Source organism: Pseudomonas sp. GM50, assembly GCF_000282375.1.
Classification (GTDB): domain Bacteria; phylum Pseudomonadota; class Gammaproteobacteria; order Pseudomonadales; family Pseudomonadaceae; genus Aquipseudomonas.
Genome location: NZ_AKJK01000053.1, coordinates 1 through 26,634, shown reverse-complemented (window position 1 = coordinate 26,634; position 26,634 = coordinate 1). Strand labels below are relative to the sequence as shown.

The following is a 26,634-nucleotide window of genomic DNA, read 5'->3' as shown; positions in this document are numbered from 1 at the left end:
CTAGGTTTTGCATGAGGAAGAGCAAAAATTTGGTAGGGCTGGTCGAGAGATTGAAAGTATTGAGTTAGAGGTATGGATCTATGGTTTGGTCATGTTTGTAGTGTGTTTGGGTTTTTGCGTTTTTATGCTGAGGCCAAGGTCAATAAGTTTCTGAAGTCTGATTGTTTCAATGGCTTTATCAAGTAGCCGAGCAAGGGCAGTCCATGTTCGTAGGCCATTACTTTAAGTTTGTCCAGTTCGACAGTTGTCAGGCTGCTCAGAAGTATTGCCTGCCTGATCATCCCCCGGTGACTGGCGTATTCGATCAAATCAAGGCCTGGAAGGTCGGGCAGGCATTGGTCGCACAGAAGGATATCGAACGGTTGCGCAGCCTTGAGCATTTGCTGCAAGGCGCCTTCGGCACTGTCAGTGGCGGTCAGTTGGGTGAAGCCATAACTCTCGAGCAGGTACTGAGTCGCCCGTAGCTGAAAGGGATGATCTTCCACCAGCAAGATGCGCCAATCATGTTTGAACGTAGGAGTTTTCATGCGTCATCTGTCGAGCAGGGGAGTGTGATTATTTCGCGAGATGGTCGAACAATCGATCAGTCCGCTCTGCACAAGGTGTAGGGCGATTCTGTCGACGTTGAAATACAGATGAATGTCGAGACATTCGATCAGCCGTTCAGAGTGCTCTGGCCCGGCTGACCGATACGCTTCTATCCGTGGCTTGAACGACCGGTCATTTCCAGCGCCATTTCACTGGCATAGCTGTCGGTCATGCCGGCGATGAAATCAATCATGCGCAAGAAGGAGGTGTGTAAAGGGCCATGAGGATCGGGCGCATTATTGCCCAACAGGTCGAGTATGCGCCGGTTCTTGAAGGATGGCGTACGGCCGTTGTGCTGCTCCAGTGCCGCGCCGCAAAAGGCGTTGAGCAGGATTTCCAGGGTGGTGTAGGCGCCGATTTCGTGGAGTGTCTTGCGCTTGTCCTGGAAGATTTTTTTGCGCGCCATGTCCTTGGCATTCAAGACGCAGCGTTTGGCGGGGCCATGCATGTGTTCCACCAGGTCGCCAGGCAGCGTGCCGGCCAACAGCGCGTCCTGTTGCTCGACGAATGCTCGGGCTGCTGCGTTGGTCAGGTGTTCGATGGCTTTGCCCCGCAGGATCGCCAGTTTACGCCGACGCGAATCCTGTGGGCCGAGCTGGCGATAGGTTTCAGGGAGGTCGTCGCCCACCAGGTCCAGCAGCAGGGACTCGACTTCGGCGTACTCCAACAACTCCATCTCCAGGCCATCTTCCAGATCGATCAGCGCGTAGCAGATGTCGTCGGCGGCCTCCATCAGGTACACCAGCGGATGGCGCGCCCAGCGCTGTTCGTCCAATTGGGGCAGGCCGAGTTTATGAGCGATCTGTTCCAGCAGCGGCAGTTCGCTCTGATAGCAGCCGAACTTGTGCTTCTTGTAGCCCAGTGAGTCGGCGTGCCGAGCCGTCCACGGGTATTTCAGGTAGGTGCCCAGCGTGGCGTAGGTCAGGCGGGTACCCCCTTCGAACTGGTGGTATTCAAGCTGGGTAAGTACCCGGAAACCTTGGGCATTGCCTTCGAAATTGAGGAAGTCATTGCGTTCGGCTTCGCTCATCGCATCCAGCCAGCCACGGCCTGCGGCCTGCTGGAACCAGTGGCGGATCGCGTCTTCGCCGGAGTGGCCGAAGGGCGGATTACCGATGTCATGGGCCAGGCAAGCCGATTGCACCACCATTCCCAGGTCGCTCGGTTCGCACCAGTCGGGCAGGGCGCTACGGATGGTTTCACCGACACGCATGCCCAGCGAACGGCCGACACAGCTGACCTCCAGCGAGTGGGTCAGGCGCGTGTGGATGTGGTCGTTGCTGGAGACCGGATGGACCTGAGTCTTGCGCCCGAGACGGCGAAACGCGCCCGAGAAAATGATGCGGTCGTGGTCTTTATGGAAAGGGCTGCGGCCGAGTTCTTCCGGGCTGTGCACAGGCTTTCCGAGGCGTTCGCGGGTGAGCAGGGTTTGCCAATCCAAGGCTGGTTTCTCCGTCAGGTGACTGATCCCCTAGCTTCCCGGTTCGCGCCGGTCCCTGCAAGGAGAACTAGAGCCCTGCGGCATCGATATCGATGAGCAGCAGTCGCTCGCCGTTATCGAAGAATTGCCCGGCGGTGAGGCAGTACTGATTGCTGGTGGCATCGCGGTAGGTGTTGGAAAGCGTCAGCCGGCGCTCATCCCAACCCTCGGCCAGCAAGTGATAAAAGTAGGGGCGCCATGACCAGTTATGGCCCAGGTAGCGGTTATCGGCTTCCCAGCCGTTGTTGCGCCATTCCAGGTTGGGGGTCAGCTGCGTGCCGTGGCGGTCGCATTGATAAAAGCGCAACAACCAGGGAAACGCTTCCAGTTGTGGCAAGGTACTGAGGGGCGCGCTGGCTTGAGCCCAGGCTTGCAGGATGGTCATCAATTCGCTGAGTTGCTGGCGCATGATCATCAGACGAGCACGTTCAGCCAGTTTTTGCTGAACATAGCGCTGGCGCAGTTGCGCGAAGCGCTCGACAAAGGCATCAGTGGCGAAGAAATCAGCTTGCGCACGGGCGAACAGAAAGCCCTGTACGTAGCGTGAACCACACTCCAGGGCAAAATTCAGTTGAGCTTCGGTTTCCACGCCCTCGGCGATAATCCAGCAACCGGTTTTCTCCGCCATTTGCGCCAGTGCCTTCACCACGTCGCTGCTGGGGCCTCCCAACGCGGCGGCCTGGAACAATCGCATGTCGAGCTTGAGAATGTCCGGTTGCAGAGCCAGCACGCGATCGAGCTGAGAGTAACCGGCACCGAAATCATCGATGGCGATCCGCGCCCCGGCTTGTCGGTAGCGGGCCACGACTTCGGCCAGGCGCTGGCTGTCGCCGCCCAGTTCGGTGATTTCGAATACGATTCGCTGCGCGTCGACGCCATGCCTGCTCAGCTGCTTGAGGCTTGGCAGTGCCTGGTCCCGGCGCAAGCGACTGATCCAGCGGGGCGATATGTTCAGGCTGAGAAACCAGTCCGGGGGCGCTTCATGCAGACGGCTCAGCGCATCATCGCGAATCTGGCGATCGAGACGACGCAGGGCGATGGCGGGGGTTCGCGGGTCGGCGAACAGCGGTCCTACCGAGGTCAGTTGACCGTCGGCCTGACGCAGTCGACCCAGCGCTTCGACGCCAGCGATGCGGCCCGTCGCGGTATCGATGAACGGCTGAAAGCAGGCGAGCGGTTGCCCGTCGATCACGAGGCCTCCTTAGTGAGGGGTTGTTCTGGGTAAACCTGGACATCAGGCAGGCACGCAGGATCAACCTCTCGATGAAGAGGTTGATCCCGGTGGTATTGCAAGAATGCAGCCAAACAGGACTGATTAGTGTTTGCGCGAGTTCTGCATGATCAGCTTGATCAGTGGCCCCAGGGTGACACCCAGGCGAGCCAGCCGAGTCAGGCTGCCGATACCGCCACCCTTGGCACCCTTGCCGGTCAGAAAGCCCAACCCGATCACGGCCGCGATGCCCCAGAGCGGGGCGTGTTTGATGCCGAGACCGTCTTGCAGGTTTTGCGTCATGTCACGCACGCGTTGCAGGGGATGCAACAGGTGTCGGGATTCGTGGCGAATTTCCTGGCGATGCATTTCCATGCGCAGGCGGATCAGTGCCTTGCGCATTTCCGTGCGCGAGCTGTTGCGGGGAAGTTCAGGCATGCTCATGGCAACAGACGCTCCCGATCATTGGCCAACTCTTCCAGGGTGCCATGGAAGGGCGAGGATTCATCGAAGATCGCTGCTCTCAAGCGCATCGCACAGAACAACGCTGCGAGGGTATAGAACACACAGAGCCCGATGATCGCTGCCAGGCGATAGGTGTCCCAAAACAGGATCAACACCAGCGTCGACAAGCCCACCAGCAATAACAAGGCAAAGACCAGCGTCAGGCCTGCAAACAGCAACAGGCTTACGGTGCGTGCTTTTTGTTCCTGCAATTCAATGCCGAACAGTTCGACATGACTGTGCAGCAGGCCAAGAAACGCGGCACCGAGGCGCCGCGGTGATGAGCCGGTGCCCGTCTCGGACGAGCCGGATTCGCCGATCGCCATATCAGCGCCGAGTGGCTAGCAGGCCAATCAGGAAACCCACGCCAGCCGCAATTCCGACCGATTGCCATGGGTTGGCCTGGACGTAATCTTCCGTGGCGGTGACAGCGGCCTTGCCGCGCTCGCGCACAGAGTCTTCGGTCAATCTCAGGGTTTCCCGCGCGCGCAGCAGACTGTCATGGATCTGCTGGCGCAACTCATCGGCTTGATCGCCAGCCAGGGATTTGGTGTGTTCCAGCAACCTTTCAGTGTCGGTGACCAGCGTCTGAAAATCTTCCATCAGAACTTCTTGAGCAGTCTTTGCCGTGGTGCGTGCCATTGGTGATCTCCGTAAGTGGCTTCTGAAGCGTTCGAGTATGAGCCTTGCGTGAAGGTTCAGTACAAATGACTGGTACAACTTTTGCTGTGTCGTGGTGCGTCAGCCTGCGCCATTGCGCTGTTGCTGGGCATGATTTCAGGAAAACCTTAACTCAAATAATCAAAACTCGCGCAAAGGCTGCAGTCTTGTGCGCCAAAGCGGTTCATCCAGATTAGCGCTGCGGTCTGGATGAGCTGCAACTTGGTGCGTCAGTCGTCCGCGCGAACTGCTTTGGTGCTTTTTTCAGCCTTCAGGTCTGCCAATCCATGGAAAATCTGCAAAGTGCTGTGGACAGTCTGGTCCATAGCTCCAACACGTTGTTCATCCTTATCGGTGCGGTCATGGTCCTTGCCATGCACGCCGGTTTCGCCTTTCTCGAGGTGGGTACGGTTCGACAAAAGAACCAGGTCAACGCCTTGTCGAAGATCCTCAGCGACTTCGCCATTTCGACCCTGGCCTACTTCTTTATAGGCTATTGGATTTCTTACGGGGTCACTTTCATGCAACCGGCGGCGGTGATTACTGCCGACCATGGCTATGGGCTGGTGAAGTTTTTCTTTCTGTTGACCTTTGCTGCGGCAATCCCGGCAATCATTTCCGGAGGCATCGCCGAACGCGCCCGGTTCGTGCCGCAGTTGTGTGCGACGGCGCTGATCGTGGCGTTCATCTATCCCTTCTTCGAAGGCATGATCTGGAATGGCAACTTTGGTCTGCAGGCCTGGTTGCTGGAGCGCTTTGGCGCCAGCTTCCATGACTTCGCAGGCTCTGTAGTGGTTCACGCCATGGGCGGCTGGCTGGCACTCGCGGCGGTGTTGTTGCTCGGCCCAAGGCAAGGTCGTTATCGCGATGGGCGACTTGTGGCATTCGCACCGTCGAGCATTCCCTTTCTGGCGTTGGGTTCGTGGATTTTGATCGTCGGCTGGTTCGGCTTCAACGTGATGAGCGCCCAGACCTTGCAAGGGGTCAGCGGGCTGGTGGCGGTGAATTCGCTGATGGCCATGGTCGGCGGCACTGTGGCGGCGTTGATCGTGGGGCGCAATGACCCGGGCTTCCTGCATAACGGCCCATTGGCCGGGTTGGTGGCGATCTGCGCCGGATCGGATCTGATGCACCCGGTGGGCGCATTGGTGACCGGTGCCATCGCCGGGGCACTGTTTGTCTGGTGCTTTACCGCGGCTCAAGGCAAATGGCGTATCGATGATGTGCTGGGCGTCTGGCCTTTGCATGGGCTGTGTGGTGTCTGGGGCGGGATCGCTTGCGGCATCTTTGGTCAAACCACCTTGGGTGGCTTGGGGGGCGTGAGCCTGGTCAGCCAGTTGATCGGTACTTCTGTGGGGGTGATCGTGGCGCTGGCCGGCGGTTTTGCGGTTTATGGCACGATCAAGACGTTCCATGGCCTGCGCCTGAGCCAGGAAGAGGAGTATTACGGCGCGGACTTGTCGGTGCACAAGATCGGCGCCGTGAGTCAGGATTGAATCACCGTTCCTCATCGTCTGCGCCGGGGTAAAAACCGTGCAGCAGGCGATAGCGGTCACGCCGTACCTGGTCGACCCGGTCTCGCACCTGCTGGCCGGGTATGCCCAGCATGATCAGCGCGTGGGAGGCGAGCATCAGGCTGGACTCCAGCAATTCGGGTACGACTTCGCTGGCGCCAGCCGCCTTTAACTCGGCCAACTGACTGTCGTCCCGTGTGCGCACCAGGATCGACACGCTCGGGTTGAGCCGGCGTGCCTCCTTGAGTATCAGCAGTGCGATGTCTGTCTTGTCCACGGCGACCACCAGCAGTCGAGCGCGTTCCAGCCCTATCGCGACCAGCAGCTCGCCGCGACGTGAGTCGCCGTAATGAACACAGCTTTCATTGACGGCTGCTTCCTGAACCCGCCCCGGGTCGGTATCCAGCGCAATGTAAGGTTGATCTACATTACGCAGGACCCGCCCGATGGACTGGCCTACGCGGCCGTAGCCACAAATCACTACGTGATTGTGCAAGCCTGCGTTGAGCGCGCTGATTGCTTCGAGTTCGGCTTCTTCGTTGGGCTTGTGATGCAGACGTGTGGCGATGTGGGGAGCGGCGCGCAGCAGTAAAGGCGTCACCAGCATCGAGCAGAACGTGGCGGCCAGCAGCAGGCCACCGAAGTCGGCGGGCATCAGTTTGCTCTGCTGCATCTGCGCCATCAGGGCAAAGCAGAATTCGCCCCCTTGAGCCAATGCCAGGCCGCTACGCCAGGCGGTTTCGACATCGCTGCCGCGCCATTTGACCAGCAGCGCGACCACGGTGCCTTTGATCAGCAGCAATCCCAGCGTCAGACCGAGAATCAGCAGGCCGTGGCTGGCAAACAACCGCAAGTCGATCAGCATGCCGATGCTGACGAAGAACACCCCGAGCAGAATGTCGCGGAACGGACGGATGTCCGCCTCGATCTGATGTCGGTAGTGACTTTCCCCCAGTAGCATGCCGGCGAGAAAGGCGCCTAGGGCTGGGGAGAGGCCAAGCAGGTGAGTCAACCAGGCCGTCAGCAAAACGATCACCAGCGCCAACAGCACGAACAACTCTGCGGACCTGGACGCGGCGACTTCATGGAACAGCCGTGGCAGAAACCAGCGACTGACCAGCAGCAGGCCGACGAACAGCACTATGGTCTTGCCCAGCGTCAAAGGCAGCGCCCAATACCAGGCCTGGTCGCTGCTGCCGGCGAACACCGGCACCAGGGTCAGTAGCAACACCGCGACCACGTCCTGGAGTAACAGCACGGAGATGGCATTCTGGCCGTGGCGGCTGAAGAGCTCACCGAGGCTGCTCAACTCCTTGCTGACAATGGCGGTGGACGACAGCGCCAAACCGGTGCCGAGTAACAGTGCCGGCGTGGTCGGCATGCCGAACAGCATCAGCACCCCCCCCAGCACAATCCCGGAACCCAGTACTTGCAGGCTGCCCAGGCCAAATACCACCTGGCGCAGTGCGAGCATTTTCGACAGGGAAAACTCAAGCCCGAGGGAGAACAGCAAGAACACCACGCCCAACTCGGCAAGGTCGGGCAGCTCTTCGCTTTCATTCACCCAGTTGAACGCTGTCGGCCCGATCATCAGCCCTACGCACAGGTAGCCCAGCACCGGCGGCAAGCGCAGGCGCTGGAACAGTGCAATCACCACCAGAGAGGAGGTGAAGATGATCAACAGATTGGCGAACACAAAAAGCTCCGGTGAGGGTTCTGGCTACTCAAGCGTAGAGGCAAAAAAGAGGCGAGCATCGCGCAAATGACCATTGAGGCGAATGATGTGCGTCAGGAGTTTGCCGAAATCTCTTGAAATCAGCCATTGTTCAGACAGATGGGGCATCGGCTCGACTGCTTTTGATAGCGGGCCTAGAATGAGCGCTTACTTCGATGGGTCTTGTCGTCATGCCTCCTGAATGTCAGCTGTTCGGCACCGTTGGTTGCCATCTTTGTGAAGTCGCCGAAGCCATGCTGATGGAGTTTGTCGAGCGTGGTCTGTTGGTGGAACTGGTGGATATCGCTGACGATGAAACCTGGTTCGAAGCTTACAGTCTGCGTATTCCGGTGTTGCGACGGGTCGATACCGGCGCTGAGTTGGGATGGCCATTCGGTGCCGATGAAGTGGTGGCGTTCCTGCGCGAACCCTGACGCTGCTGGCGATGCGCCCCACCTGTCGCGATCCTCGTTTCATCCATTGGCCAAAGGCAGGTTATTCGGTTACTGTATGTGCATACAGTTATTCAGATTGCCTGCCATGCTTTTCCCGGTTTTGGGTTTGGCAGCCGATCCCGGACGTCAGAGGGATGAACCTTGGTCAATGTCGAGCAATTGAAGAACAGCGTGAACCGGATGTCGGCGGACGTGGTGCGCGAGGCCGTTGTCGAATTGCGTTTGGATGGCCTGGTCACGGAAGGGAAAACGCCCTTCAACAAATTGCATTTCAATACCTGTTTCGCCGAAATCGAAGCCTTGTTCCAGCGTGCGGGCTATCACCGGCAGCTGGATGTCGTGGGCTATCAGGGTTTGTTGTATGCGCTTTATGATCCGGGGCGCTGGGAAGCGGTCGATGTGCTGCGCTGGCTCAAGGAGTTCACCGAAGCGGCCGCTCGAACACAGTCGATACCGGCCTGAGGATTCTCTTCTAGGTTCGTTCCGGCCACTGTTGGATAATGCCGCCCTGCATTGAGGGTCAGAGCTTTTCGTATGTCCACTTCATCTTTTTCTGCTGCACATAACCAGGCCAGCACACTCTATCTGCCGCCGGGGCCGTGGCAGACCGTACTCGATTGCCTGTGCGAACACTTCAGCGCCATCGGTCGTGAACAATGGCTGGACAGAATTGCTCGCGGTCGTGTCCTCGATGGGCAAGGGCTGCCGATCGCCCTGGACCTGCCTTACAAGGAAGGCCTGCGGATTCATTATTTTCGTGAGGTGCCGGACGAAAAACCGATCCCGGTAGTGGAGTCGATCCTCTATGCCGACGAGCATCTGGTGGTGGCGGACAAGCCGCACTTTCTGCCTGTGACTCCGGCGGGTGAATACGTTGAGCAAACATTGCTACGGAGGCTGATCCGACGCCTGGATAACCCGCACTTGGTACCGTTGCATCGCATCGATCGGCATACGGCGGGGCTGGTGCTGTTTTCAGCCAACCCTCAGAGTCGGTCGGCGTATCAGTCATTGTTTCCTAAACGCCAGATCGAAAAGCGCTATGAAGCAATCGCCCGGGCATTGCCTGAACACTCCTTCCCGCTGGTCCATAAAAGTCGACTTATCGATGGCGAGCCGTTTTTTCGCATGCAAGAAGGTCCAGGCATCAGCAATACCGAGACGGCTGTCGAGGTCAGGGAAAAAAACGGTGAACTCTGGCGTTATGCGCTGTACCCGGTGACGGGTAAGAAACATCAGTTGCGAGTTCACATGACGGCCCTGGGGGCCAGCATCTGCAATGATCCGTTCTATCCGCAGGTGCTCAAGGACGTAGAAGATGACTATGCCAACCCCTTGAAGCTGTTGGCTCAAGGGTTGCGATTTGTCGATCCGGTCACGGGGCAGGACAGAGAATTCGAAAGCACTATCACCTTGCAGTGGTGATCACAGGGCTAACGACTCTGCTTTTCTTCACCCACGAAAAAGCCCGCTTTTAAAGCGGGCTTTTCTGTATCTGGTGTCGCCGCAAAGATTACAGCTCTTTAACGGTGCGAACCTGATCCTTGTTGACGCGGGTGTGTTTTCCATCCAGTTGTTCGAACTCGTAAAAGCCCGATTCTTCATCGTACTTAGGCGCGTCGACGGCCTGGATTTCTCGACCGTCATTCAAGGTGATCACTGTAGGCGATGCGCAACCGGCGAGGGTCGCAAGGCCCAGTGCGAGCATGAAAGTGGCGAGGGTCCGTTGGGTCATGGGTGTGTCTCCGAATGGAAATTCTTTTGATTGCTGAGCTTGAGACGTATACAACGCGCGCAAGTTCCTTCGCGTGTCAGTCTGACACAGTGTGATGTGTGCTTAACAGTTCCGGCGTATTGAGATTGGCCAGGCGAGGGTCGTTATCCGGGCATTGCAGGGCAGTGGCGCCCAGTTTGCGCATAAGGCGACCCGGGCTGCGCTCACCTTCGTTCCAGGCAGTCTCGAAAGCCGCTGAAAGGGCGACAGGAATCATGCACAGCAAGGGTTCCCAGTGTTCGCCATGGCGCAGCATCAGCGGTTTGTCCGGATGCTGCCCGGCAGTTTCACGCATGTTCTGGAGCAGCGCGGCATCGATGCGTGGCACATCGCAAGGCAGCACAAGCAAGCAGGCATGACGGGCCGCCTTCAGGCCTGCGCGAATACCCGCCAACGGCCCCGGAAAGTCGCCTTCGTCGTCATGGACCAACTGATCCGCATAAGGCGCATATTTTTCCAGGTTTCTGTTGCAGGAGATGATCAGGTCATCACTCAGTGGGCGCGTCTTACGGTGCAGATGCGCGATCAGTGGCTCGCCGTGCCAATCCAGCAAACCCTTGTCCTGACCGCCCATGCGTTGGCCGCGACCGCCGGCCAGGAGCAGAATGGAGCAGGGCGCCAGAGGTGTATTCGAGGTCATCGCACTTCTCCATGGGGGCGGCGAAAAAATGAGGCGCTGTGATATAACACCGGGCTGTTTCTCCTACAACTGGACGAGCCTATGAAAGCCAAGGCTGATGTACCTTTCGCACCGCTCAACATCGCGGTGCTGACTGTCAGCGATACCCGTACCCTGGAAACCGATACCTCAGGCCAGGTCTTCGTCGACCGTTTGAGCGCTGCCGGTCATAACCTGGCGGCCCGTGTACTGCTTAAAGATGACCTCTACAAAATTCGCGCGCAAGTCGCCAACTGGATTGCCGATGAGGTCGTGCAAGTGGTGCTGATCACCGGCGGTACCGGGTTTACCGGTCGCGACAGCACGCCCGAAGCCGTGAGTTGCCTGCTAGATAAACAGGTCGATGGTTTTGGTGAGTTGTTCCGGCAGATATCGGTAGCGGATATCGGCACCTCGACAGTGCAGTCCCGGGCCTTGGCCGGTCTGGCCAATGGCACGCTGGTGTGCTGCTTGCCGGGCTCGACCAACGCGGTGCGCACCGGTTGGGACGGCATTCTTGCCGAGCAACTGGATTCGCGCCACCGTCCGTGCAATTTCGTGGCCCACCTGAAACAGGCGGCACCCTGTGAATCGCGCGGGTAAGCCAGGCAAGACTGGCAGTCTGATGGCTGTCGAAGTGGCACTGGCGCGTTTACTGGAAATGGCCGACGCCACGAAGATTCGTGAGCACGAACGCTTGCCGTTGGCGCAGGTTCAGGGGCGTGTACTGGCCACTGACCTGGTCTCGACACTTGATTTGCCGCCTTGGCCCAACAGTGCCATGGACGGTTACGCCTTGCATCTGGCCGACTGGACGGGAGAGCCGTTGGTGGTCAGTCAGAAGATTTTTGCAGGCCAGGCCCCGGAGCCCTTGAAGCCGGGTACCTGTGCGCGGATCTTCACCGGCGCGCCTGTGCCCGCAGGTGCCGACTGTGTCGAGATGCAGGAGAACGCCGAGGTTCAGGCAGATGAGCGGGTACGTTTCACCGAGACCATGACTCCGGGACAGAACATCCGTCCACAAGGTCAGGAAGCCACCGTCGGTGAGCTGATCTTGCCCGCCGGAACACGTCTGGGGCCTATCGAGCAGGGGCTGGCGGCATCGCTGGGATGCGCTGAGCTGGACGTGGTTCGCAAAACTCGTGTTGCGGTCTTGTCTACCGGTGATGAGTTGATTGAGCCCGGTCAGGCCCTTGGGCCGGGACAGATCTACAACAGCAATCGGGTATTGCTCTGCAGCTGGTTGCAGCGCTTGGGTTGTGAGGTGATCGATGCCGGTATTCTTCCCGATGATTTAGCGACCACTCGTGCCCGCCTCGGTGAGTTGAAGGATGTCGACCTGATTCTCTCGACCGGTGGCGTATCGGTGGGAGAGGCTGACTTTCTGGGCATTGCCTTGCGGGAAGAGGGCGAATTGACTCTGTGGAAGCTTGCCATCAAACCAGGCAAACCACTGACGTTCGGGCATTTTCGCGGCGTGCCTGTGATTGGTTTACCCGGCAATCCGGCATCGACCCTGGTGACGTTTGCTTTGTTGGCAAGGCCCTACCTCTTGCGCCGCCAAGGCGTAAAAGAGGTCGAGCCCTTGAAGTTTCAGGTGCCGGCAGGGTTTGTCTGGCCAAAGGCTGGTAACCGACGTGAGTACTTGCGCGGACGTCTGGAGAATGGCCGGGCAATCATCTACAGGAATCAGAGCTCTGGCGTACTGCGCAGTGCTGCCTGGGCTGACGGTCTGGTTGAAGTGCTGGAGGACCGTACGCTGATCGAGGGTGATTGTGTGAGCTTCATCCCGCTGAGTGAAGTCTTGAGCTGATACAGGCGCTGGTTTTGTCACGCAAGCCCGGTTGATCGCATTGGGCTTGCGTGCATGACCATTCCTTAATGCGCCAGAAGTGTCACGACCTGGTCGAAGCGACTGTTGGCGATCCAGGTCAGAAGTCCCAGGATCACGGCTGTTCCGCCAGCTGAATAGGCAAGTCTGTGTTTGATGGATTTGACGTCACCCCGGACTTCATCCATGTCTCTTCGGATGTATTTGAGGTGTGTCTCCAGTTCAATGACGCGAGGTTCCATATCAACTTCTCCGGCGGGCTTTGCGCTGTTTTTGAGTTCAGCCTGATGATTGGCGCGATTTTCTGCGAACGGCGCCACCGGAGTTACCGGTAGTCTGAGGTCATGGCTTTGCATGGAGTAACTGGCTCCTTGCATTAAAACCATTCAAGTGGCCGATGCCGTTATTGCCTGCGCTTTTTGAGGCCCTTAAGGGGGTTCCATTCATTGTTTTTCACGTCCCTGTGTAAATTAACGGGTGATGACTGATAATCGAGACACAACGGTGTACCAATTGCCCTGCTGGGTCAATTGAGCCGATTCCTCACGTTTTGTAAGAAAAAATACCGCTCTGTAGGACTCACCTTTCCTTTCCCTGGAAATAATTCAAATTCCTGCGACTTTTATGAGGCGCCGCGAGGTCAACATATCCCATGGAATTGCGGATATGGGAGTGGCAAAAATGAGCGAGCGCAAGGCACTGTTGATTCTGCATGGCAAGCAGGCACTCAATGAGGAGGTCCGTGCAGCCGTCGAAGGCAAACGCCAGCAGGGCTGGAAACTGGCTGTTCGGCTGACCTGGGAGGCCGGTGATGCGCAGCGATTGGTGGAAGAAGCGCTGACGGCAGGCTATACGCAACTGATTGCCGGCGGCGGCGACGGTACCTTGCGTGATATCGCCGAAGCCATGGCGGCGCATTCGACGCAGGCCAGTCTGGTACTTTTGCCCTTGGGCACCGCCAACGATTTTGCTCGCGCTGCCGGTGTGCCTCTGGAGCCCGCTCAGGCGTTGGATCTTCTGGAGGCTGCCCCGCGAACCATTGATCTGGGAGAAGTCGGCGGTCAGGTTTTCCTGAACATGGCCACCGGCGGCTTTGGCAGTCAGGTCACGGCCAATACCTCCGAGGATCTGAAAAAAATCCTTGGAGGCGCCGCTTATCTCTTCACGGGTTTATCGCGCTTCAGTGAGTTGCATGCGGCCTATGGCGAGTTGCAGGGGCCGGATTTTCACTGGAGCGGCGAATTGCTGGCATTGGGCATTGGCAATGGTCGACAGGCTGGCGGTGGTCATGTGTTGTGCCCGCAGGCGCTGGCCGACGATGGTCTGCTGGATATCAGCATTTTGCCCGCGCCACAGGAAGTGGTCGGTACCTTGAAAGATTTGCTGGCCGATGGTTTCGGCATTGACAACATGTTTGTGCGAGCTCGCTTGCCATGGGTCGAGATCAAAGTCTCGGAGGGCCTTTATATCAACCTTGATGGTGAACCTCTGGAGGGCGATAGTCTGCGTTTCTCGGTGCGCCCGGCAGCATTGCGGGTGCATTTGCCCAAGGGCTCGCCGCTATTGAGCGTCTCGAATCCAGCTAATCGTCCAGACTGATAATTTGCTCGCGCACGGCGAACAGCACCAGGCCGGCCACATCGTAGATCTGCAAGCGTTTCATGATCTGCGAGCGGTGGGTTTCGACAGTCTTGATGCTCAGACCCAGGCCATTGGCGATTTCCCGGGTGGATTTGCCGCGAACAATCAGTCGCAGGATTTCCAGCTGACGTGCCGTCAGATTGTGCGAGTCCTGGGTTTGCGTCTGATTTTTCTGGGTTCGGGTCAGCGCCTGGTTGATGACGGTATGGGCAATGGCCGGACTCAGGTAGCGTTCGTTATTGCGCAAGGCATCCAGGGCATGTTCGAGTTCGGTGGCCGTGGTGTCCTTGAGCAGGTAGCCATGAGCCCCAGACTCCAGTGCCTGCATGATGAGCGCCGGGTCGGTGTGCATCGACAGGATGAGCACTTTGCACTGCGGGCGCACTCGTTTGAGTCGTTGCAAGGCTTCAAGGCCACCGGTTTCCTTCATGGAAATATCCAGCAGAATGATGTCAGGGGATAGCTGCTCGACCATCTCGACCAACTGCGAGCCGTCATTGGCCTCCCCGATTACCGCATAGCCGGGAATATCCAGCACCAGGGCGCGCACGCCAGCCCTGATCAGCGAGTGGTCGTCCACCAGAAGTAAGTTACAAGTCAATGCATAACCTTATTCGTACTGGCCCGTTCTAGCGCACGGGGCGCCCAGGGGAAGAGTGCTTCTATTTGAGTGCCTTTGCCTGGTTCGCTGCTCACGGTCAGTGTGCCACCTAACTGATCGATCCGTTCCGACATCCCGGCCATTCCCCGTTGCCCCTCGCGAGCGGGATCTGCCGCAGGTGCGAAACCCTGGCCATCGTCGCTGATCAACAGCGTCAGGCCCTGAGGCAGGCGTTGCAGGCGGACCAACAGATTACTGGCCTCGGCGTGACGCAGTATATTGGTAATTGCTTCTTGAGTGATTCGAAAAGCTGCCACCGCCATTTCCTCCGGTATGCCCGTCAAGCGCTGATGGCATTCCAGGCTCCAGTGCACGGAGGTATTGGCCAGGGTCCTGAGTAAATGCGCACGCAGACTGGCTTCCAGTCCGAGGCTGGCCAGTTGCCGCGGATTGAGGATGGCCGAGACGTCACGAACCTTGGTCAGGGTTTCGTCTAGCGTATCGCTGAGTACCGAACACTGACCCTGTAGTTCTTCGGGCAATCGACGTTTGAGCCATTCACTTTGAAGTTTTGCGGCGGTCAGCAATTGACCGATGTCATCATGCAGCTCCCGACTGAGCCGGTGGCGTTCGTTTTCCTGCACTTGCAGCAGGCGGTCAGCCAGTTCTTGAGGTTGAAACTTTATCGACTTGCGCGAGAGACAATGTCCCACCCAGACACAGGTCAGCGCCGCGCCATTGAGCACCAGCAGAGTCACCGGCAGAGGTATGGACAAGCTATAGACCAGCAGGCTGCCAAGCGCCGAGCAGATACACAGCAAAAGCGTAAACCGGCGCGCGTTTTTTCGGGAAGGTGGCCACAGGGTAATTGACTTGAGGCTGGCGTACATAGCGGATGGAGCCAATGGATGTTCGCTGCGGGCAGACTAGCCGTAAGGGCTGGCGGGTCTGTGTGTGGAAATCGTTGTGTGAAGTCGGCTTCAATGGCTGCGGTGCAGTGCTGGAAATACAGACTTCAATGTGCTCGTCTGGAGACACTCTGTCATTAATTGACGTCAACTAATGGTCGGCATAATAACACTTAAGATACCGTTGGTCGCGTTCGGTATATAACTCTATCCGTCAGGAAATATAGTTTTTGGACGATGGTTCCATAATGGAAAAACTGTCGAGTTTTATCGTGGGAAGATATCGATTGCCCGGCATTTTGTTTTTATTGGACAGGCACTATCTGAAGTCAAGACAGGGATAACTATTTGTTTTGAGCTGTCGTCGATTGGTCAGAAATATTCAATTGCGACATGAGCGCACCCAGTTATATGGCAACGTCATGACCATAAAAAGCGCAACACGCCAGAGGCAAGGCGATTTCAGGCTTGCCGTTCCGCGAACGAAACGAGCCTGAACGGTCTGGAGTGGCTGGGCGGTTGAAACTGACTATGTCCCACTTGAAACGCAAACGCTTCAATCAGTGAGGTCTGTTCACTGTCATCCAGACCGAGCTGGCCGGTAGTCTGATCGATGAGTTCGAGTTGCCAGGCCATTAATGTGAAGCAGTCCTTGAGCGCGTCCAGGGCTTGATCGTGCAGGTCCATGTGGTTCTGCGCGTGGCTCAGCAATCCATGAATATGCAGCGAGAACTCCGACACCGCCGCCAGGGCCAAGGCATCAGCCTTGCTGGACAGCTTGAGAAGGGTGCTGAGCATGCAATCGATGGCGTCCTTGTCATTGCTGATCAGTTGCAAATGACTCAGGCATTCCTCGGATTTGGCCAAGAGTGTTTCGGCCTCGACGAGAAATTCTGGAAATCGTTGAGCCCACTCTTTGGTGTCGTTCGGCATGCTTATCTCCACAACGTCATGTCAGATGAGGGAATGTCGTGTGTGCCGACGGGAACCATACGCGTCCCGGCGCTGCCAAGCCTTCGTGAGATCGTGCTCCGGCAGGTTTGAGCGCCGGCTGGGGAACTCGAGAGGGTGGATGGCCACTGACCTGCGATCGCACACAAAAGCCTGACTCCGTTCATGCAATGAGAATGGCGTCACATTAATGGCTATTGGATATTGCGAATATCAGGTTGGGCCTGATTGTTACTAGGGGAATCCCTTACGCAGGGGAACCTAACGTGCAAACCGAGGTCGCGCCGCAGGGAATGAAGCAGATGAAAATCACGGAGCCAGTAAAGCATGATGTTAATGTGACATCAATGCTTGATCGTGGCATTTTGTCTGGGGGTCAAGGTCCGGCAAAAACAGCCGATAACTCCCTTTAGTGAATTCATCAGAACAAGCCCAGGAGTCATTAATGGCCGGCATTCTCGACACGGTAGACCAACGCACGCAACTAGTGGGTGAGAATCGCCTGGAAATTCTCATGTTTCGGCTGGCCGGACGGCAATTGTTTGCGATCAACGTCTTCAAGGTCCAGGAAGTGCTGCAGCTGCCGAAGCTGACCCTGATGCCGCAACGTCATCCCTTTGTCTGCGGCGTGGTCAACCTGCGTGGCCAGACGCTGCCGGTGATCGACCTGTCCCAAGCCATCGGCATGCGTCCGCTGGTGCCAAGCCCCACCAGTACCATCATCGTCACCGAATACAACCGTTCGGTGCAGGCGTTCCTGGTCGGTGGCGTGGACCGCATCGTCAACATGAACTGGGAAGCCATTTTGCCGCCGCCGACCAGCGCCGGTCGCCAGCATTACCTGACGGCCATCAGCAAGGTCGATGATCAGTTGGTGGAAATCATCGATGTTGAAAAAGTCCTGGCCGAAATCGTTCCGTACAACGCCAAGGTATCGCGCGAAAAACTCGACGACCCGGTTCTGGAGCGCGCCCGTGGCCGTGAAGTGCTGTTGGTGGATGACTCGAACGTGGCCCTGTCGCAATTGCGCGACACCTTGGGTCAGTTGGGCGTGAAGATGCACATCGCCAGCGATGGCTTGAAGGCGCTGAACATGCTCAAGGCCTGGGCCGATACGGGCGAAGTCATGACTGACAAGCTGCTGATGATCTTCACCGATGCGGAAATGCCGGAAATGGACGGCTATCGCCTTACCACCGAAATACGTAACGACCCCCGTTTGCGCAGCCTTTATGTGGTCTTGCACACCTCGCTGTCGGGCAGCTTCAACGACTCGATGGTCAAGAAGGTCGGCTGCGACAACTTCCTCTCCAAGTTCCAGCCCGACAAACTCGTCGACGTGGTGCGCCAGCGCCTGATGCTCGACGCAGTGCCTGCCTGAAACGGAACGTAGGAGCCAGGCTTGCCGGCGAAGGCGTCCTTAAGAGCGCTTTCGCCGGCAAGCCTGGCTCCTACGAAAAGCGGGCAAGCGCTCTCAATAGGCCTTTGATTCGGCAATCAAGCTCGTATAGGGTGACGTTTTTACCTACCAGGGAGCTGGCCATGCTGCGTCTGAGCGCGCTTTATCGTTATCCGTTGAAATCCGGCAAGGGCGAGACCCTGAATCAGGTCAGCCTGGACAAGCTGGGGCTGAACGGTGATCGACGCTGGATGCTGGTGGACGAGGCCAGTGGGCGCTTTCTGACCCAGCGCGCGGTCGCGAAAATGAGTCAGCTGTCGGCGTTGTGGAATGCCGATGGCGGCTTGACCCTCAGTGCCCCGGACCATTCACCGATCGATATTGCGTTGCCTGATGGTAATGCGGATCTGCGTGGGGTGACCATCTGGCGCGACACTTTGCGCGTTCCCGATGCTGGCGATGTGGCGGGCGCCTGGGTCAGTGAGTTTATCGGCAAGCCGACGCGTCTGGTGCAAGTGCCGCTTGATCGCGCGCGGACCACCCAGGCCGGTTATGGCAAGGATGATGATCAGGTGGCTTTTGCCGATGGCTTTCCGTTGTTGCTGATTGGTCAGGCGTCGCTGGAAGATTTGTCGAGCAAGGTCGGGCGGCCGCTGGAGATGTTGCGTTTCAGGCCCAATCTGGTGATCGAGGGCAGCGAGGCATATGCCGAAGATAGCTGGAAGCGTATCCGCATTGGTGATGTCGAGTTTCGCGTGGTCAAGTCCTGTTCACGCTGCATTCTGACCACCATCGACCCGCAGACTGGCGAACGCAGCGACGATCGTGAACCGCTGGCGACTTTACAAAAGTACCGGGCCGAGGAAGACGGCGCGATGTTCGGCCAGAACCTGGTCAATGACGGTAATGGCCGGCTCGAAGTCGGCATGCCCGTGACGATCCTCGAATAAAAGCCCTTCAAATAAAAAATGCCCGCGTCCAAGGACACGGGCATTTTTTTGTCGCTGTGAAAACCCGGGGTTTAGCCGCGGTATTCGCACAGGTAAGCGGTGTCGACAGCCACTTTCAGCTGGAACTTGCTGTTGGCTGGCACGTTGAACTGGCTGCCGGCGGCGAAGGTTTCCCAAGCATCGCTGTCAGGCAGTTTGACGGTCAGGGCGCCGGACACCACGTGCATGATTTCACGCTGGCTGGTGCCGAATTCGTATTCGCCCGGTGCCATGACGCCGATGGTCGCTGGACCTTCAGCGGTGCCAAAGGCGATCGACTTGACGGTGCCGTCGAAGTACTCGTTGACTTTAAACATGGGCGGTTCCTCGAAAAGGGCTAAAAAGGGCCGGCCAGTATGCACAAGGTGTCGATAGGCGTCACCTCCTGCACTCAAGGATTAGCGGGGAAAACCAGCGGTAACAAACGCGCAGTATTGCGCGCGTCTTCCAACGCCCGATGCTGCTGACCGTTGAACTGCAGGCCCGCCAGCTGCAAGGCTCCATTAAGCCCCAGCGGGCGCTCCAGCCGACGAGCCTTGGCGAAGCGTTGCTTGAGGTTCATGTGCGGCACCCGGCTCAGGGCGCTGTCGAGTTGCAGGCGCTGCCAGTCCTGCAGCAGTTGTTTACGGTCGTAATCGCCCCAACTGGCCCAGCCTTCCAGGCTCGCGTGATGTTGGCCGAGCCAGCGTTCGAACAACGGCCAGATGTCGGTGAGCGGTTGTGAGGCATCGATATTGGCCTGGGTGATGTGGGTCAGTTCCCGGCAAAACGGTGTCAGCAAGGGCCGGCGCAACGGGCGCACGAAGCACTGGAAGTGATCCAGTTCCTGGCCTTTGCGGTCCACGAGGGTGGCACCGATTTCGATGATTTCCATTTCCGTTACTGGCCAGCCACCCTCATCGGTGGTGGCTTCCAGATCAATGACCAACCAGTGAGGCATCGCAGGGTTCCTGGTATCCGCGTCCTGATAGGGCTTGAGCGTAGCCAAACCCGGCGGATCCGCCTAGCGGCTTATTCGACCTCTAACAAAATCTGACGATTTTTGACCTGATCGCCTACCTTGATCTGCAACCGTGTGAGGACTCCGTCGATACCCGATTTGAGCGGATGCTCCATTTTCATTGCTTCAAGCACCACCAGTAGCTGACCTTTGCTGACCGGGCTGCCCTCACTGACCAGTACATCGACGATCGCCCCGTCCATCGGCGCCTTGAGCGTGCCGGAACTGACACTGGCCTGGCTGCAGACCAGTGCCTGGGTTCGATCGACCAGCCGCAGGCTGCCGGGGCGCGTGAACAACCACAGTTGCCCGGCCTCGAGGCGGTAGGCATGGCGTTGGCGGATGCCGTCGATTTCCAGCGTGGCCCAGCGTCCGTCGCACTGGATGACCTTCAGTTCGAGGGCACGAGCGCCGATCTGAGTACGGTAGGGTTTGCCAGGTTCAGCGTTCAATTCTACCGGCCAATCCTGATCCTCCAGGCCGATTCGGTAGTGTAAAGGCACGCTGGCGTTGTTGCGCCAACCGGCCAGCGGGGCGCGGTGAGCTTGCGCTGAAGCCTGATAAAACAGCGCAACAGCGATGGCCAGTTCTTCGGCGCTCGGCAAATGGGGATGCAGGCAAGGATGATCGGCGAAGTGCGTGGGGATGAACCCGGTGCTGAACTCGCCGCTGATGAACTGCGGATGTTCCAGCAGACAGACGAGCAAGCGCTGATTGCTTTGCACGCCCAGCAGCACGCTGTCCTGCACCGCCCGCAGCAACTTGCGCCGGGCTTCTTCGCGGGTGGCACCGTGGGCGATGAGCTTGCCCAGCATCGGGTCATAAAACGGACTGACAGACTGGCCTTCGATCAGGCCATGGTCGATCCGCACGCTGCCCTGCAACACAGGTTCCCAGGCTGCGATTCGCCCGGTTTGCGGCAGAAATCCCTGGGCTGGGTCTTCGGCGTACAGGCGCACTTCCATGGCATGGCCGTTGAGCTGCACCTGCTCCTGTCGCAACGGCAGTGGCAATCCTTCGGCGACATGTAACTGCCAGGCCACCAGGTCAAGGCCGGTGATCTGCTCTGTCACGGGATGTTCCACTTGCAGCCGGGTGTTCATCTCCAGAAAGTAAAACTGCCCGCGAGTATCCAGCAGGAATTCCACAGTGCCAGCGCCGACATAATTCACCGCGCGCCCCGCCTTGAGCGCCGCTTCGCCCATGGCTTGGCGTAACTCGGCGGTCATTACCGGGCAGGGCGCTTCTTCGATGATTTTCTGGTGGCGGCGCTGGATCGAACAATCGCGCTCACCGAGGTAGATCAGGTTGCCGTGCTGATCGCCGAACACCTGTACTTCGACGTGACGCGGGTCGATCAAGGCTTGCTCGAGGATCAGTTCGTCGCTGCCAAACCCATGCCGCGCCTCGGAGCGTGCGGTGCGAATCTGCTCCAGCAACTCTCCAGCGCTGTGCACCAGGCGCATGCCACGACCGCCACCGCCGGCACTGGCCTTGATCATCAGCGGGTAGCCGATGCGTTCGGCTTCGCGACTCAGGGTCGCGTCGTCCTGTTCGCTGCCCTGATAGCCTTTGATGCAGGGCACGCCCGCTTTGATCATGGCGAGTTTCGACAGACGTTTGCTGCCCATCAGTTCAATGGCCTCGGGGCTGGGGCCGATGAAAATGATGCCGGCCTGTTGGCAGGCGCGGGCGAATTCTGCGTTTTCCGAGAGGAAGCCGTAACCGGGGTGGATCGCATCGGCACCGGTGCGCCGGGCGGCGTCGATGATTGCCGGGATGTTCAGGTAAGACTGCTGCACCGGGGCCGGGCCGATGTTCACGGCTTCGTCGGCGATCTGCACATGCAAGGCATCGGTGTCGGCATCGCTGAACACGGCGACGGTGCGGTAGCCCAGCGCTTGCGCGGTGCGCTGGATGCGGCAGGCGATTTCACCGCGGTTGGCGATCAGGATTTTGCTGAAGGCGGGCATGGGTTGTTCCCTTGGTTTTTGCGGTGAATGTAAGGGCCTCTTCGCGAGCAAGCCTCGCTCCTACGGACTGCGTGATACCCCTGTAGGAGCGAGGCTTGCCCGCGAAGCTCTTAAATGGCCCAACCCGGTTTTCGCTTCTGCACAAAAGCCATGGTCCCCTCGACCCCTTCATCCCCGGTCACTGCTTCACTGAACCACTCGGCGGCCTGATCCAGCAGGCCATCCGAGAGTTGCCCGGCACTTGCCAGCAAGAGCTTTTTGGTCGCCGCATTCGCCCCCGGTGCGCAACACAACACATGGGCCAGCACTTCATCGAGGCGCTCGGCCAAGGCTTGGGGGTCATGCTCGACAAAATGCACCAGCCCCATGCGTCGCGCCTGGGTGCCATCGAACCGTGCGGCGGTCAGGGCCAGTCGGCGGGCCTGGGTCAGGCCGATGCGCTGCACCACGAACGGTGCGATCTGCGCCGGCAACAGGCCGAGGCTGGTTTCCGGCAGGCCGAATTGCGCCTGATGATCGGCCATCGCGATATCGCTGACGCAGGCCAGGCCGAAGCCGCCGCCAAGCACCGCGCCTTGCAGCACCGTGATGACCACTTGCGGCGCGTGCTGGGTTTCTTCCAGCAGGGCGCCGAACGCACGGTTCAATTCGCGGTAGGCGGTCGCGCCTTGAGCGCGGGCATTGGCCATGTCCTTGATGTCGGCACCGGCACAAAAATGCCCGCCGGCACCGCCGATCACCAACGCGCGAACCTGCCGGTCATCGCGCACCGCAGCCAGCACCGCGCGCAGCTCGGCGACCATTTGCAAGCTCATGGCGTTGCGACTGTCGGGGCGATTGAGGGTGATGTGCAGGACACCGTTATGCCGTTCGAGCAACAGGGTCTGACAAATGGGGAGGGTGCTCATTTCTTTTTTCCCGGCAGGATGCCCATGAGTTTGCAGATGATCCCCAGCATGATTTCGTCGGCACCGCCGCCGATCGACACGAGCCTCACGTCGCGGTAAGCCCGCGCCACCGGGTTGTCCCACATGAAGCCCATGCCGCCCCAATATTGCAGGCAACTGTCGCTGACTTCCCGACCGAGGCGCCCGGCCTTGAGTTTGGCCATGGACGCCAGACGGGTGACGTCCTGGCCTTTGATGTATTGCTCGGTGGCCTGGTAGACCAGCGCCCGCAGGCATTCGATTTCGGTTTGCAATTCGGCCAGACGGAAATGGATGACTTGGTTGTCGATCAGCGCATTGCCGAAGGTTTTGCGCTCCTTGCAGTACTCGATGGTGCTGTCGACGCAGTACTCCAGGCCTTTGATCATGTTCGCGGCGCCGAACAGCCGTTCTTCCTGGAACTGCAGCATCTGCATCATGAACCCCGCGCCTTCGTGGCCGATGCGGTTGCGTTGCGGCACACGCACGTTGTCGAAAAACACCTGGGCGGTTTCCGAGCTGCGCATGCCGAGCTTGTCCAGGTGCGAGCTGAGGCTTATGCCAGGGCTGTTCATCGGCACCATGATCAGTGACTTGTTGATGTGCGGCTTGTCATCCGAGGTGTTGGCCAACAGGCAGATGAAGTCGGCGCTCGGCGAGTTGGTGATCCACATCTTGCTGCCGTTGATCACGTAGTCGTCGCCGTCCTTGCGGGCGCTGGTTTTCAAACCTGCTACATCGGAGCCGGCGCCGACTTCGGAGACGCCGATACAGCCGACCTGTTCACCGGTGATCGCCGGCCGCAGGAATTCTTCGCGCAGTTCATCGGAGCCGAAACGCGCCAGGGCCGGGGTGCACATGTCGGTCTGCACGCCGATGGACATCGGAATGCCGCCGCAATGAATGGTGCCGAACTCTTCGGCGGCCACAATCGAATAGCTGTAATCGAGCCCCATGCCGCCGAATTTTTCCGGTTTGGAAATCCCCAGCAGACCGAGGTCGCCGGCCTTGCGGAAGATCTCATGGATCGGAAAACGCCCGGCCTTTTCCCATTCCTCGACATGAGGATTGATCTCGTGATCGACGAATTGGCGGACGGTGCGGCGCAGTGCTTCGTGTTCCTGGGTAAAGATCATTTTTTATTGTTCTCCTGTGATCGTTCCCACGCTCTGCGTGGGAATGCAGCCTTAGACGCTCCGCGTCATCAAAAACGGGCTACGCCGAAACTGTTGGATTGCAGCGAACGAACCTCGGCCTCATGGCAGATATCCAGCAAATACCCGAGCAACGTGCGGGTGTCCCGTGGATCGATCAGCCCGTCGTCCCACAGATTGGCGCTGCCATACAGCGCGGTGGACTGGCTGTCGAGTTTCTGCGCGGTGGCCTGTTCCAGCATGTCGAGCATTTTCGGATCGGGCACCAACCCGTCCTTGAGCTGTTTGGCTTCGGTGACGATCCGCAGCACTTTGCCGGCCTGGGCGCCGCCCATCACCGCGGTGCGGCTGTTGGGCCAGGCGAAGATGAAGCGCGGGTCTAGGCCACGGCCGCACATCGCGTAGTTGCCAGCGCCGTAGGAGCCGCCGACGACGATCGTCAGTTTGGGCACTCGGGCATTGGCCACCGCTTGAATCATTTTCGCGCCGTGCTTGATCACCCCTTGTTGTTCCGACTCGGTGCCGACCATGAAACCGGTGGTGTTGTGGAAAAACAGCAGGGGCGTCTGGCTCTGGTCGCAGAGTTGAATGAACTGCGCGGCCTTGCTCGCACCTTTGGGCGTAATCGGCCCGTTGTTGCCGATGAAGCCGCAGGCTCGACCCTGAATCTGCAAGTGCCCGCAGATTGTTTGCGGGTCGAACTCGCCCTTGAATTCGAGGAAGTTCGACGCGTCGGCAATCCGGGCGATGATTTCGCGCACGTCGTAGGGTTTTTTCGGGTCATCCGGGATCAGGCCCAGCAGTTCGTCGATGGGGTAGAGCGGTTCTTCCCACTGACGTTCGGGTAACCATGGCAGCTGATCGTTCCACGGCAACAGGCTCATGATCTCGCGCACCTGGCGCACGCCATCGGCATCGTTTTCGGCCAGGTATTCGGCGGTGCCGGCGGTTTGCGCGTGCATCTGGGCGCCGCCCAGTTCTTCATCGGTGGCGACTTCTCCGGTGGCGGCCTTGAGCAGCGGCGGCCCGGCAAGAAACAGCTTGGCCTTGCCGCGCACCACCACCACGTAATCCGACAACCCCGGCTGATAAGCACCGCCCGCCGTGGCCGAGCCATGGACCACGGTGATTTGCGGCAAGCCCATGGCCGACATCCGCGCCTGATTGGCAAAGCTGCGCGCGCCTTCGACGAAAATCTCCGCCGCGTAATTGAGGTTGGCGCCCCCGCTCTCCGCGAGGGTAATCACCGGCAGTTTGTTTTCCATGGCGATCTGTTGCAGGCGCAGGGATTTTTTCAAACCACTGGGGGAAATGGTTCCACCCTTGATCGCGCTGTTGTTCGCCACCACCAATACCCGCGCGCCGGACACGTAGCCGATCCCGGCGATCAAACCGCCGCCGGCCGAGCTGCCGTCCTTGTCATCGTGCAGCTTGTAGCCGGCGAGGCTCGCCAGTTCGAGGAACGGCGCGCCGGGGTCAAGCAGCAGGTTAAGCCGCTCCCGGGGCAGCAGTTGCCCGCGCTTGTCGAACCTGGGCTTGGCTTCGGCGGCCTTGCTCAGCAGGTTCTGTTCAAGCTGGCGGACCTGCTCGATGCCGGCCAGCATGGCCGTGCGGTTACGGGCGAACGGTTCGCTGAACGGATCTATCTGGGACTGGATGACCGGCATGGTTATTCCTTGTCCTTGAGCTCGTCTGGCTTGGAGACGTCTGGTTTGGACGCGTCGGGTCTGAGTACTTCGGGTAAATAGGCGCGATGGAAACCATTGTACGAATGACTGTTCTGCGCCTTGTGCATCGGCCAGGCCCGCCCACCGAGGCTGGCGGCACCGTCGATGCGCAACGTGCTGCCGCTGACAAACGCGGCTGCCGGGCTGAGCAGGAAAACAATCGCCGCGCTGATTTCCGATTCGGTGCCGATGCGCTTGAGCGGCACGTGTTCGCACAGGGTCGGGATCACGGCCCGGAACGCACCTTCGTAGGTGTCCATGCCGCTTGAGGCGACCCAGCCCGGCGCGACGGCGTTGACCCGCACGCCGGCATAGCCCCATTCAAACGCGGCGGTCTTGGTGAAGTTGTCCATGCCCGAGCGCGCCGCGCCCGAGTGACCCATGCCGGGCATGCCGCCCCACATGTCGGCGAGCATGTTGACGATGGCGCCGCCGTGCTTGCTCATCGACTGATTGAACACCTCGCGGGCCATCAGAAAACCACCCACCAGGTTGGTGCGCAGAATGGTTTCGAACCCTTTCTGATTGATCGACGCCAAGGGCGAGGGGTACTGCCCGCCGGCATTGTTGACCAGCCCATGAATCGGCCCGTGTTTGCGGATCAGTTCGCTGACCAATTGCGTGACGGCGTCTTCGTCGCGGATATCGCAGACCTGCCAACTGGCTTTACCACCGTCTTCGGTGATTTCAGCGGCGACCTTTTTCAGTTTTTCGACATTACGCCCCACCAGCAGCACCTGCGCTCCGAGGGCTGCGAGCTCGTGGGCGGTGCAACGGCCGATACCGCTGCCGCCACCGGTGACGATGATGTTTTGGCCAGCGAACAGGTCGGGTTTGTAAATCGAGTCATAAGCCATGGCGACGGTCCTCTTAGGGGGCGTTCTCAATTAGTTTCCCTGCCGCGTTGTCGCCTTAAAGCGGGCCAGGCAAGGCGCAGGCCGCTGGGAATGGTAGCTCCCTTTCCAAGGCCTGCAACG

General features: G+C 58.8%; 29 protein-coding genes. 9 read left to right on the top strand and 20 right to left on the bottom strand.

Features of this window, described 5'->3' with window-relative positions; genetic code table 11:
- Positions 1 to 122: 122 nt before the first annotated feature.
- The 6 genes from PMI30_RS16450 to PMI30_RS16475 form a co-directional block, all read right to left on the bottom strand.
- The gene (locus PMI30_RS16450; protein ID WP_008009379.1) at positions 123 to 527 is read right to left on the bottom strand and encodes a response regulator; all 405 of its coding nucleotides are present in this window, start codon (positions 525 to 527) and stop codon (positions 123 to 125) included.
- Positions 528 to 697: 170 nt separating this feature from the next.
- Positions 698 to 2,029, bottom strand: a complete 1,332-nt coding sequence (locus PMI30_RS16455) for a deoxyguanosinetriphosphate triphosphohydrolase (protein ID WP_008009376.1) — start codon at positions 2,027 to 2,029, stop codon at positions 698 to 700.
- 67 nt (positions 2,030 to 2,096) lie between these two features.
- Positions 2,097 to 3,260, bottom strand: coding sequence for an EAL domain-containing protein (locus tag PMI30_RS16460; protein ID WP_007895047.1), 1,164 nt, complete (start codon positions 3,258 to 3,260; stop codon positions 2,097 to 2,099).
- A gap of 123 nt (positions 3,261 to 3,383) precedes the next feature.
- Positions 3,384 to 3,722 (bottom strand): hypothetical protein, encoded by a 339-nt coding sequence (locus PMI30_RS16465; protein ID WP_008009374.1) that lies wholly within the window; start codon positions 3,720 to 3,722, stop codon positions 3,384 to 3,386.
- Positions 3,719 to 4,108 carry a phage holin family protein gene (locus PMI30_RS16470; RefSeq protein WP_008009373.1) on the bottom strand — a complete coding sequence of 130 codons (390 nt, stop codon included), beginning with the start codon at positions 4,106 to 4,108 and terminating at the stop codon, positions 3,719 to 3,721. Before PMI30_RS16470 ends, PMI30_RS16465 begins: the two co-directional genes overlap by 4 nt.
- Position 4,109: 1 nt before the next feature.
- Positions 4,110 to 4,424: a DUF883 family protein gene (locus tag PMI30_RS16475; RefSeq protein ID WP_008009371.1), complete on the bottom strand. Its 315-nt coding sequence runs from the start codon at positions 4,422 to 4,424 to the stop codon at positions 4,110 to 4,112.
- Between the two features lie 305 nt (positions 4,425 to 4,729).
- Between PMI30_RS16475 and PMI30_RS16480 the strand changes: the two genes are divergently transcribed.
- Complete coding sequence (locus tag PMI30_RS16480; RefSeq protein ID WP_008009369.1) at positions 4,730 to 5,938, top strand: ammonium transporter; 1,209 nt, start codon at positions 4,730 to 4,732, stop codon at positions 5,936 to 5,938.
- A gap of 1 nt (position 5,939) precedes the next feature.
- Here PMI30_RS16480 and PMI30_RS16485 read toward each other — a convergent pair whose 3' ends face one another.
- Positions 5,940 to 7,652, bottom strand: coding sequence for a cation:proton antiporter (locus tag PMI30_RS16485; RefSeq protein WP_008009367.1), 1,713 nt, complete (start codon positions 7,650 to 7,652; stop codon positions 5,940 to 5,942).
- 209 nt (positions 7,653 to 7,861) lie between these two features.
- Between PMI30_RS16485 and PMI30_RS16490 the strand changes: the two genes are divergently transcribed.
- The 3 genes from PMI30_RS16490 to PMI30_RS16500 all read left to right on the top strand — a co-directional run bounded on the left by PMI30_RS16490 (position 7,862) and on the right by PMI30_RS16500 (position 9,550).
- Positions 7,862 to 8,104, top strand: coding sequence for a glutaredoxin family protein (locus PMI30_RS16490; protein WP_032835369.1), 243 nt, complete (start codon positions 7,862 to 7,864; stop codon positions 8,102 to 8,104).
- A gap of 162 nt (positions 8,105 to 8,266) precedes the next feature.
- Complete coding sequence (locus tag PMI30_RS16495; protein WP_008009365.1) at positions 8,267 to 8,587, top strand: hypothetical protein; 321 nt, start codon at positions 8,267 to 8,269, stop codon at positions 8,585 to 8,587.
- Positions 8,588 to 8,659: 72 nt separating this feature from the next.
- Positions 8,660 to 9,550: a pseudouridine synthase gene (locus PMI30_RS16500; protein WP_008009362.1), complete on the top strand. Its 891-nt coding sequence runs from the start codon at positions 8,660 to 8,662 to the stop codon at positions 9,548 to 9,550.
- Between the two features lie 88 nt (positions 9,551 to 9,638).
- Here PMI30_RS16500 and PMI30_RS16505 read toward each other — a convergent pair whose 3' ends face one another.
- Together PMI30_RS16505 and mobA are read right to left on the bottom strand one after the other, a co-directional pair.
- The gene (locus tag PMI30_RS16505) at positions 9,639 to 9,860 is read right to left on the bottom strand and encodes a YgdI/YgdR family lipoprotein (RefSeq protein WP_008009361.1); all 222 of its coding nucleotides are present in this window, start codon (positions 9,858 to 9,860) and stop codon (positions 9,639 to 9,641) included.
- A 76-nt stretch (positions 9,861 to 9,936) separates the two neighbouring features.
- On the bottom strand, positions 9,937 to 10,539 hold the full coding sequence (gene mobA / locus PMI30_RS16510) for a molybdenum cofactor guanylyltransferase MobA (RefSeq protein ID WP_008009359.1): 603 nt from the start codon (positions 10,537 to 10,539) through the stop codon (positions 9,937 to 9,939).
- An 81-nt stretch (positions 10,540 to 10,620) separates the two neighbouring features.
- On the opposite strand from mobA, the gene moaB reads away from it, so the two are divergent.
- Together moaB and PMI30_RS16520 are read left to right on the top strand one after the other, a co-directional pair.
- Positions 10,621 to 11,160, top strand: coding sequence for a molybdenum cofactor biosynthesis protein B (gene moaB, locus PMI30_RS16515; protein ID WP_007895059.1), 540 nt, complete (start codon positions 10,621 to 10,623; stop codon positions 11,158 to 11,160).
- On the top strand, positions 11,144 to 12,370 hold the full coding sequence (locus PMI30_RS16520; protein WP_008009358.1) for a molybdopterin molybdotransferase MoeA: 1,227 nt from the start codon (positions 11,144 to 11,146) through the stop codon (positions 12,368 to 12,370). Before moaB ends, PMI30_RS16520 begins: the two co-directional genes overlap by 17 nt.
- A gap of 65 nt (positions 12,371 to 12,435) precedes the next feature.
- On the opposite strand, the gene PMI30_RS16525 is transcribed toward PMI30_RS16520, so the two are convergent.
- A complete protein-coding gene (locus tag PMI30_RS16525) occupies positions 12,436 to 12,744 on the bottom strand; it encodes a hypothetical protein (protein ID WP_007895062.1) in 309 nt (102 codons plus the stop codon).
- A gap of 325 nt (positions 12,745 to 13,069) precedes the next feature.
- On the opposite strand from PMI30_RS16525, the gene yegS reads away from it, so the two are divergent.
- Entirely contained in the window at positions 13,070 to 13,987 is a 918-nt protein-coding gene (gene yegS / locus PMI30_RS16530) for a lipid kinase YegS (protein ID WP_008009356.1), read from the top strand.
- On the opposite strand, the gene PMI30_RS16535 is transcribed toward yegS, so the two are convergent.
- The 3 genes from PMI30_RS16535 to PMI30_RS16545 form a co-directional block, all read right to left on the bottom strand.
- On the bottom strand, positions 13,971 to 14,630 hold the full coding sequence (locus PMI30_RS16535) for a response regulator (RefSeq protein ID WP_007895065.1): 660 nt from the start codon (positions 14,628 to 14,630) through the stop codon (positions 13,971 to 13,973). The genes yegS and PMI30_RS16535 overlap by 17 nt on opposite strands.
- Positions 14,627 to 15,520: a sensor histidine kinase gene (locus PMI30_RS16540; protein ID WP_008009354.1), complete on the bottom strand. Its 894-nt coding sequence runs from the start codon at positions 15,518 to 15,520 to the stop codon at positions 14,627 to 14,629. Before PMI30_RS16540 ends, PMI30_RS16535 begins: the two co-directional genes overlap by 4 nt.
- Before the next feature lie 480 nt (positions 15,521 to 16,000).
- The gene (locus PMI30_RS16545; protein ID WP_007895067.1) at positions 16,001 to 16,471 is read right to left on the bottom strand and encodes a hypothetical protein; all 471 of its coding nucleotides are present in this window, start codon (positions 16,469 to 16,471) and stop codon (positions 16,001 to 16,003) included.
- Positions 16,472 to 16,934: 463 nt separating this feature from the next.
- Here PMI30_RS16545 and PMI30_RS16550 point away from each other — a divergent pair, with 463 nt between their 5' ends.
- Together PMI30_RS16550 and PMI30_RS16555 are read left to right on the top strand one after the other, a co-directional pair.
- Positions 16,935 to 17,870, top strand: a complete 936-nt coding sequence (locus PMI30_RS16550) for a chemotaxis protein CheV (protein WP_008009352.1) — start codon at positions 16,935 to 16,937, stop codon at positions 17,868 to 17,870.
- Between the two features lie 161 nt (positions 17,871 to 18,031).
- The gene (locus tag PMI30_RS16555; RefSeq protein WP_008009350.1) at positions 18,032 to 18,838 is read left to right on the top strand and encodes an MOSC domain-containing protein; all 807 of its coding nucleotides are present in this window, start codon (positions 18,032 to 18,034) and stop codon (positions 18,836 to 18,838) included.
- 71 nt (positions 18,839 to 18,909) lie between these two features.
- On the opposite strand, the gene ppnP is transcribed toward PMI30_RS16555, so the two are convergent.
- The 7 genes from ppnP to PMI30_RS16590 all read right to left on the bottom strand — a co-directional run bounded on the left by ppnP (position 18,910) and on the right by PMI30_RS16590 (position 26,514).
- The gene (ppnP, locus tag PMI30_RS16560) at positions 18,910 to 19,194 is read right to left on the bottom strand and encodes a pyrimidine/purine nucleoside phosphorylase (RefSeq protein ID WP_008009347.1); all 285 of its coding nucleotides are present in this window, start codon (positions 19,192 to 19,194) and stop codon (positions 18,910 to 18,912) included.
- Between the two features lie 74 nt (positions 19,195 to 19,268).
- Positions 19,269 to 19,817: an exonuclease domain-containing protein gene (locus tag PMI30_RS16565; RefSeq protein ID WP_008009345.1), complete on the bottom strand. Its 549-nt coding sequence runs from the start codon at positions 19,815 to 19,817 to the stop codon at positions 19,269 to 19,271.
- 71 nt (positions 19,818 to 19,888) lie between these two features.
- Complete coding sequence (locus PMI30_RS16570) at positions 19,889 to 21,850, bottom strand: acetyl/propionyl/methylcrotonyl-CoA carboxylase subunit alpha (RefSeq protein WP_008009344.1); 1,962 nt, start codon at positions 21,848 to 21,850, stop codon at positions 19,889 to 19,891.
- Between the two features lie 110 nt (positions 21,851 to 21,960).
- Positions 21,961 to 22,758 carry an enoyl-CoA hydratase/isomerase family protein gene (locus PMI30_RS16575; RefSeq protein WP_008009342.1) on the bottom strand — a complete coding sequence of 266 codons (798 nt, stop codon included), beginning with the start codon at positions 22,756 to 22,758 and terminating at the stop codon, positions 21,961 to 21,963.
- A complete protein-coding gene (gene atuD / locus PMI30_RS16580) occupies positions 22,755 to 23,912 on the bottom strand; it encodes a citronellyl-CoA dehydrogenase (RefSeq protein ID WP_007895080.1) in 1,158 nt (385 codons plus the stop codon). The genes PMI30_RS16575 and atuD overlap by 4 nt, the downstream gene beginning before the upstream one ends.
- 68 nt (positions 23,913 to 23,980) lie before the next feature.
- Positions 23,981 to 25,597 (bottom strand): geranyl-CoA carboxylase subunit beta, encoded by a 1,617-nt coding sequence (gene atuC, locus PMI30_RS16585; protein WP_008009340.1) that lies wholly within the window; start codon positions 25,595 to 25,597, stop codon positions 23,981 to 23,983.
- 2 nt (positions 25,598 to 25,599) lie between these two features.
- Positions 25,600 to 26,514: an SDR family oxidoreductase gene (locus PMI30_RS16590; RefSeq protein ID WP_008009338.1), complete on the bottom strand. Its 915-nt coding sequence runs from the start codon at positions 26,512 to 26,514 to the stop codon at positions 25,600 to 25,602.
- Positions 26,515 to 26,634 lie beyond the last annotated feature (120 nt).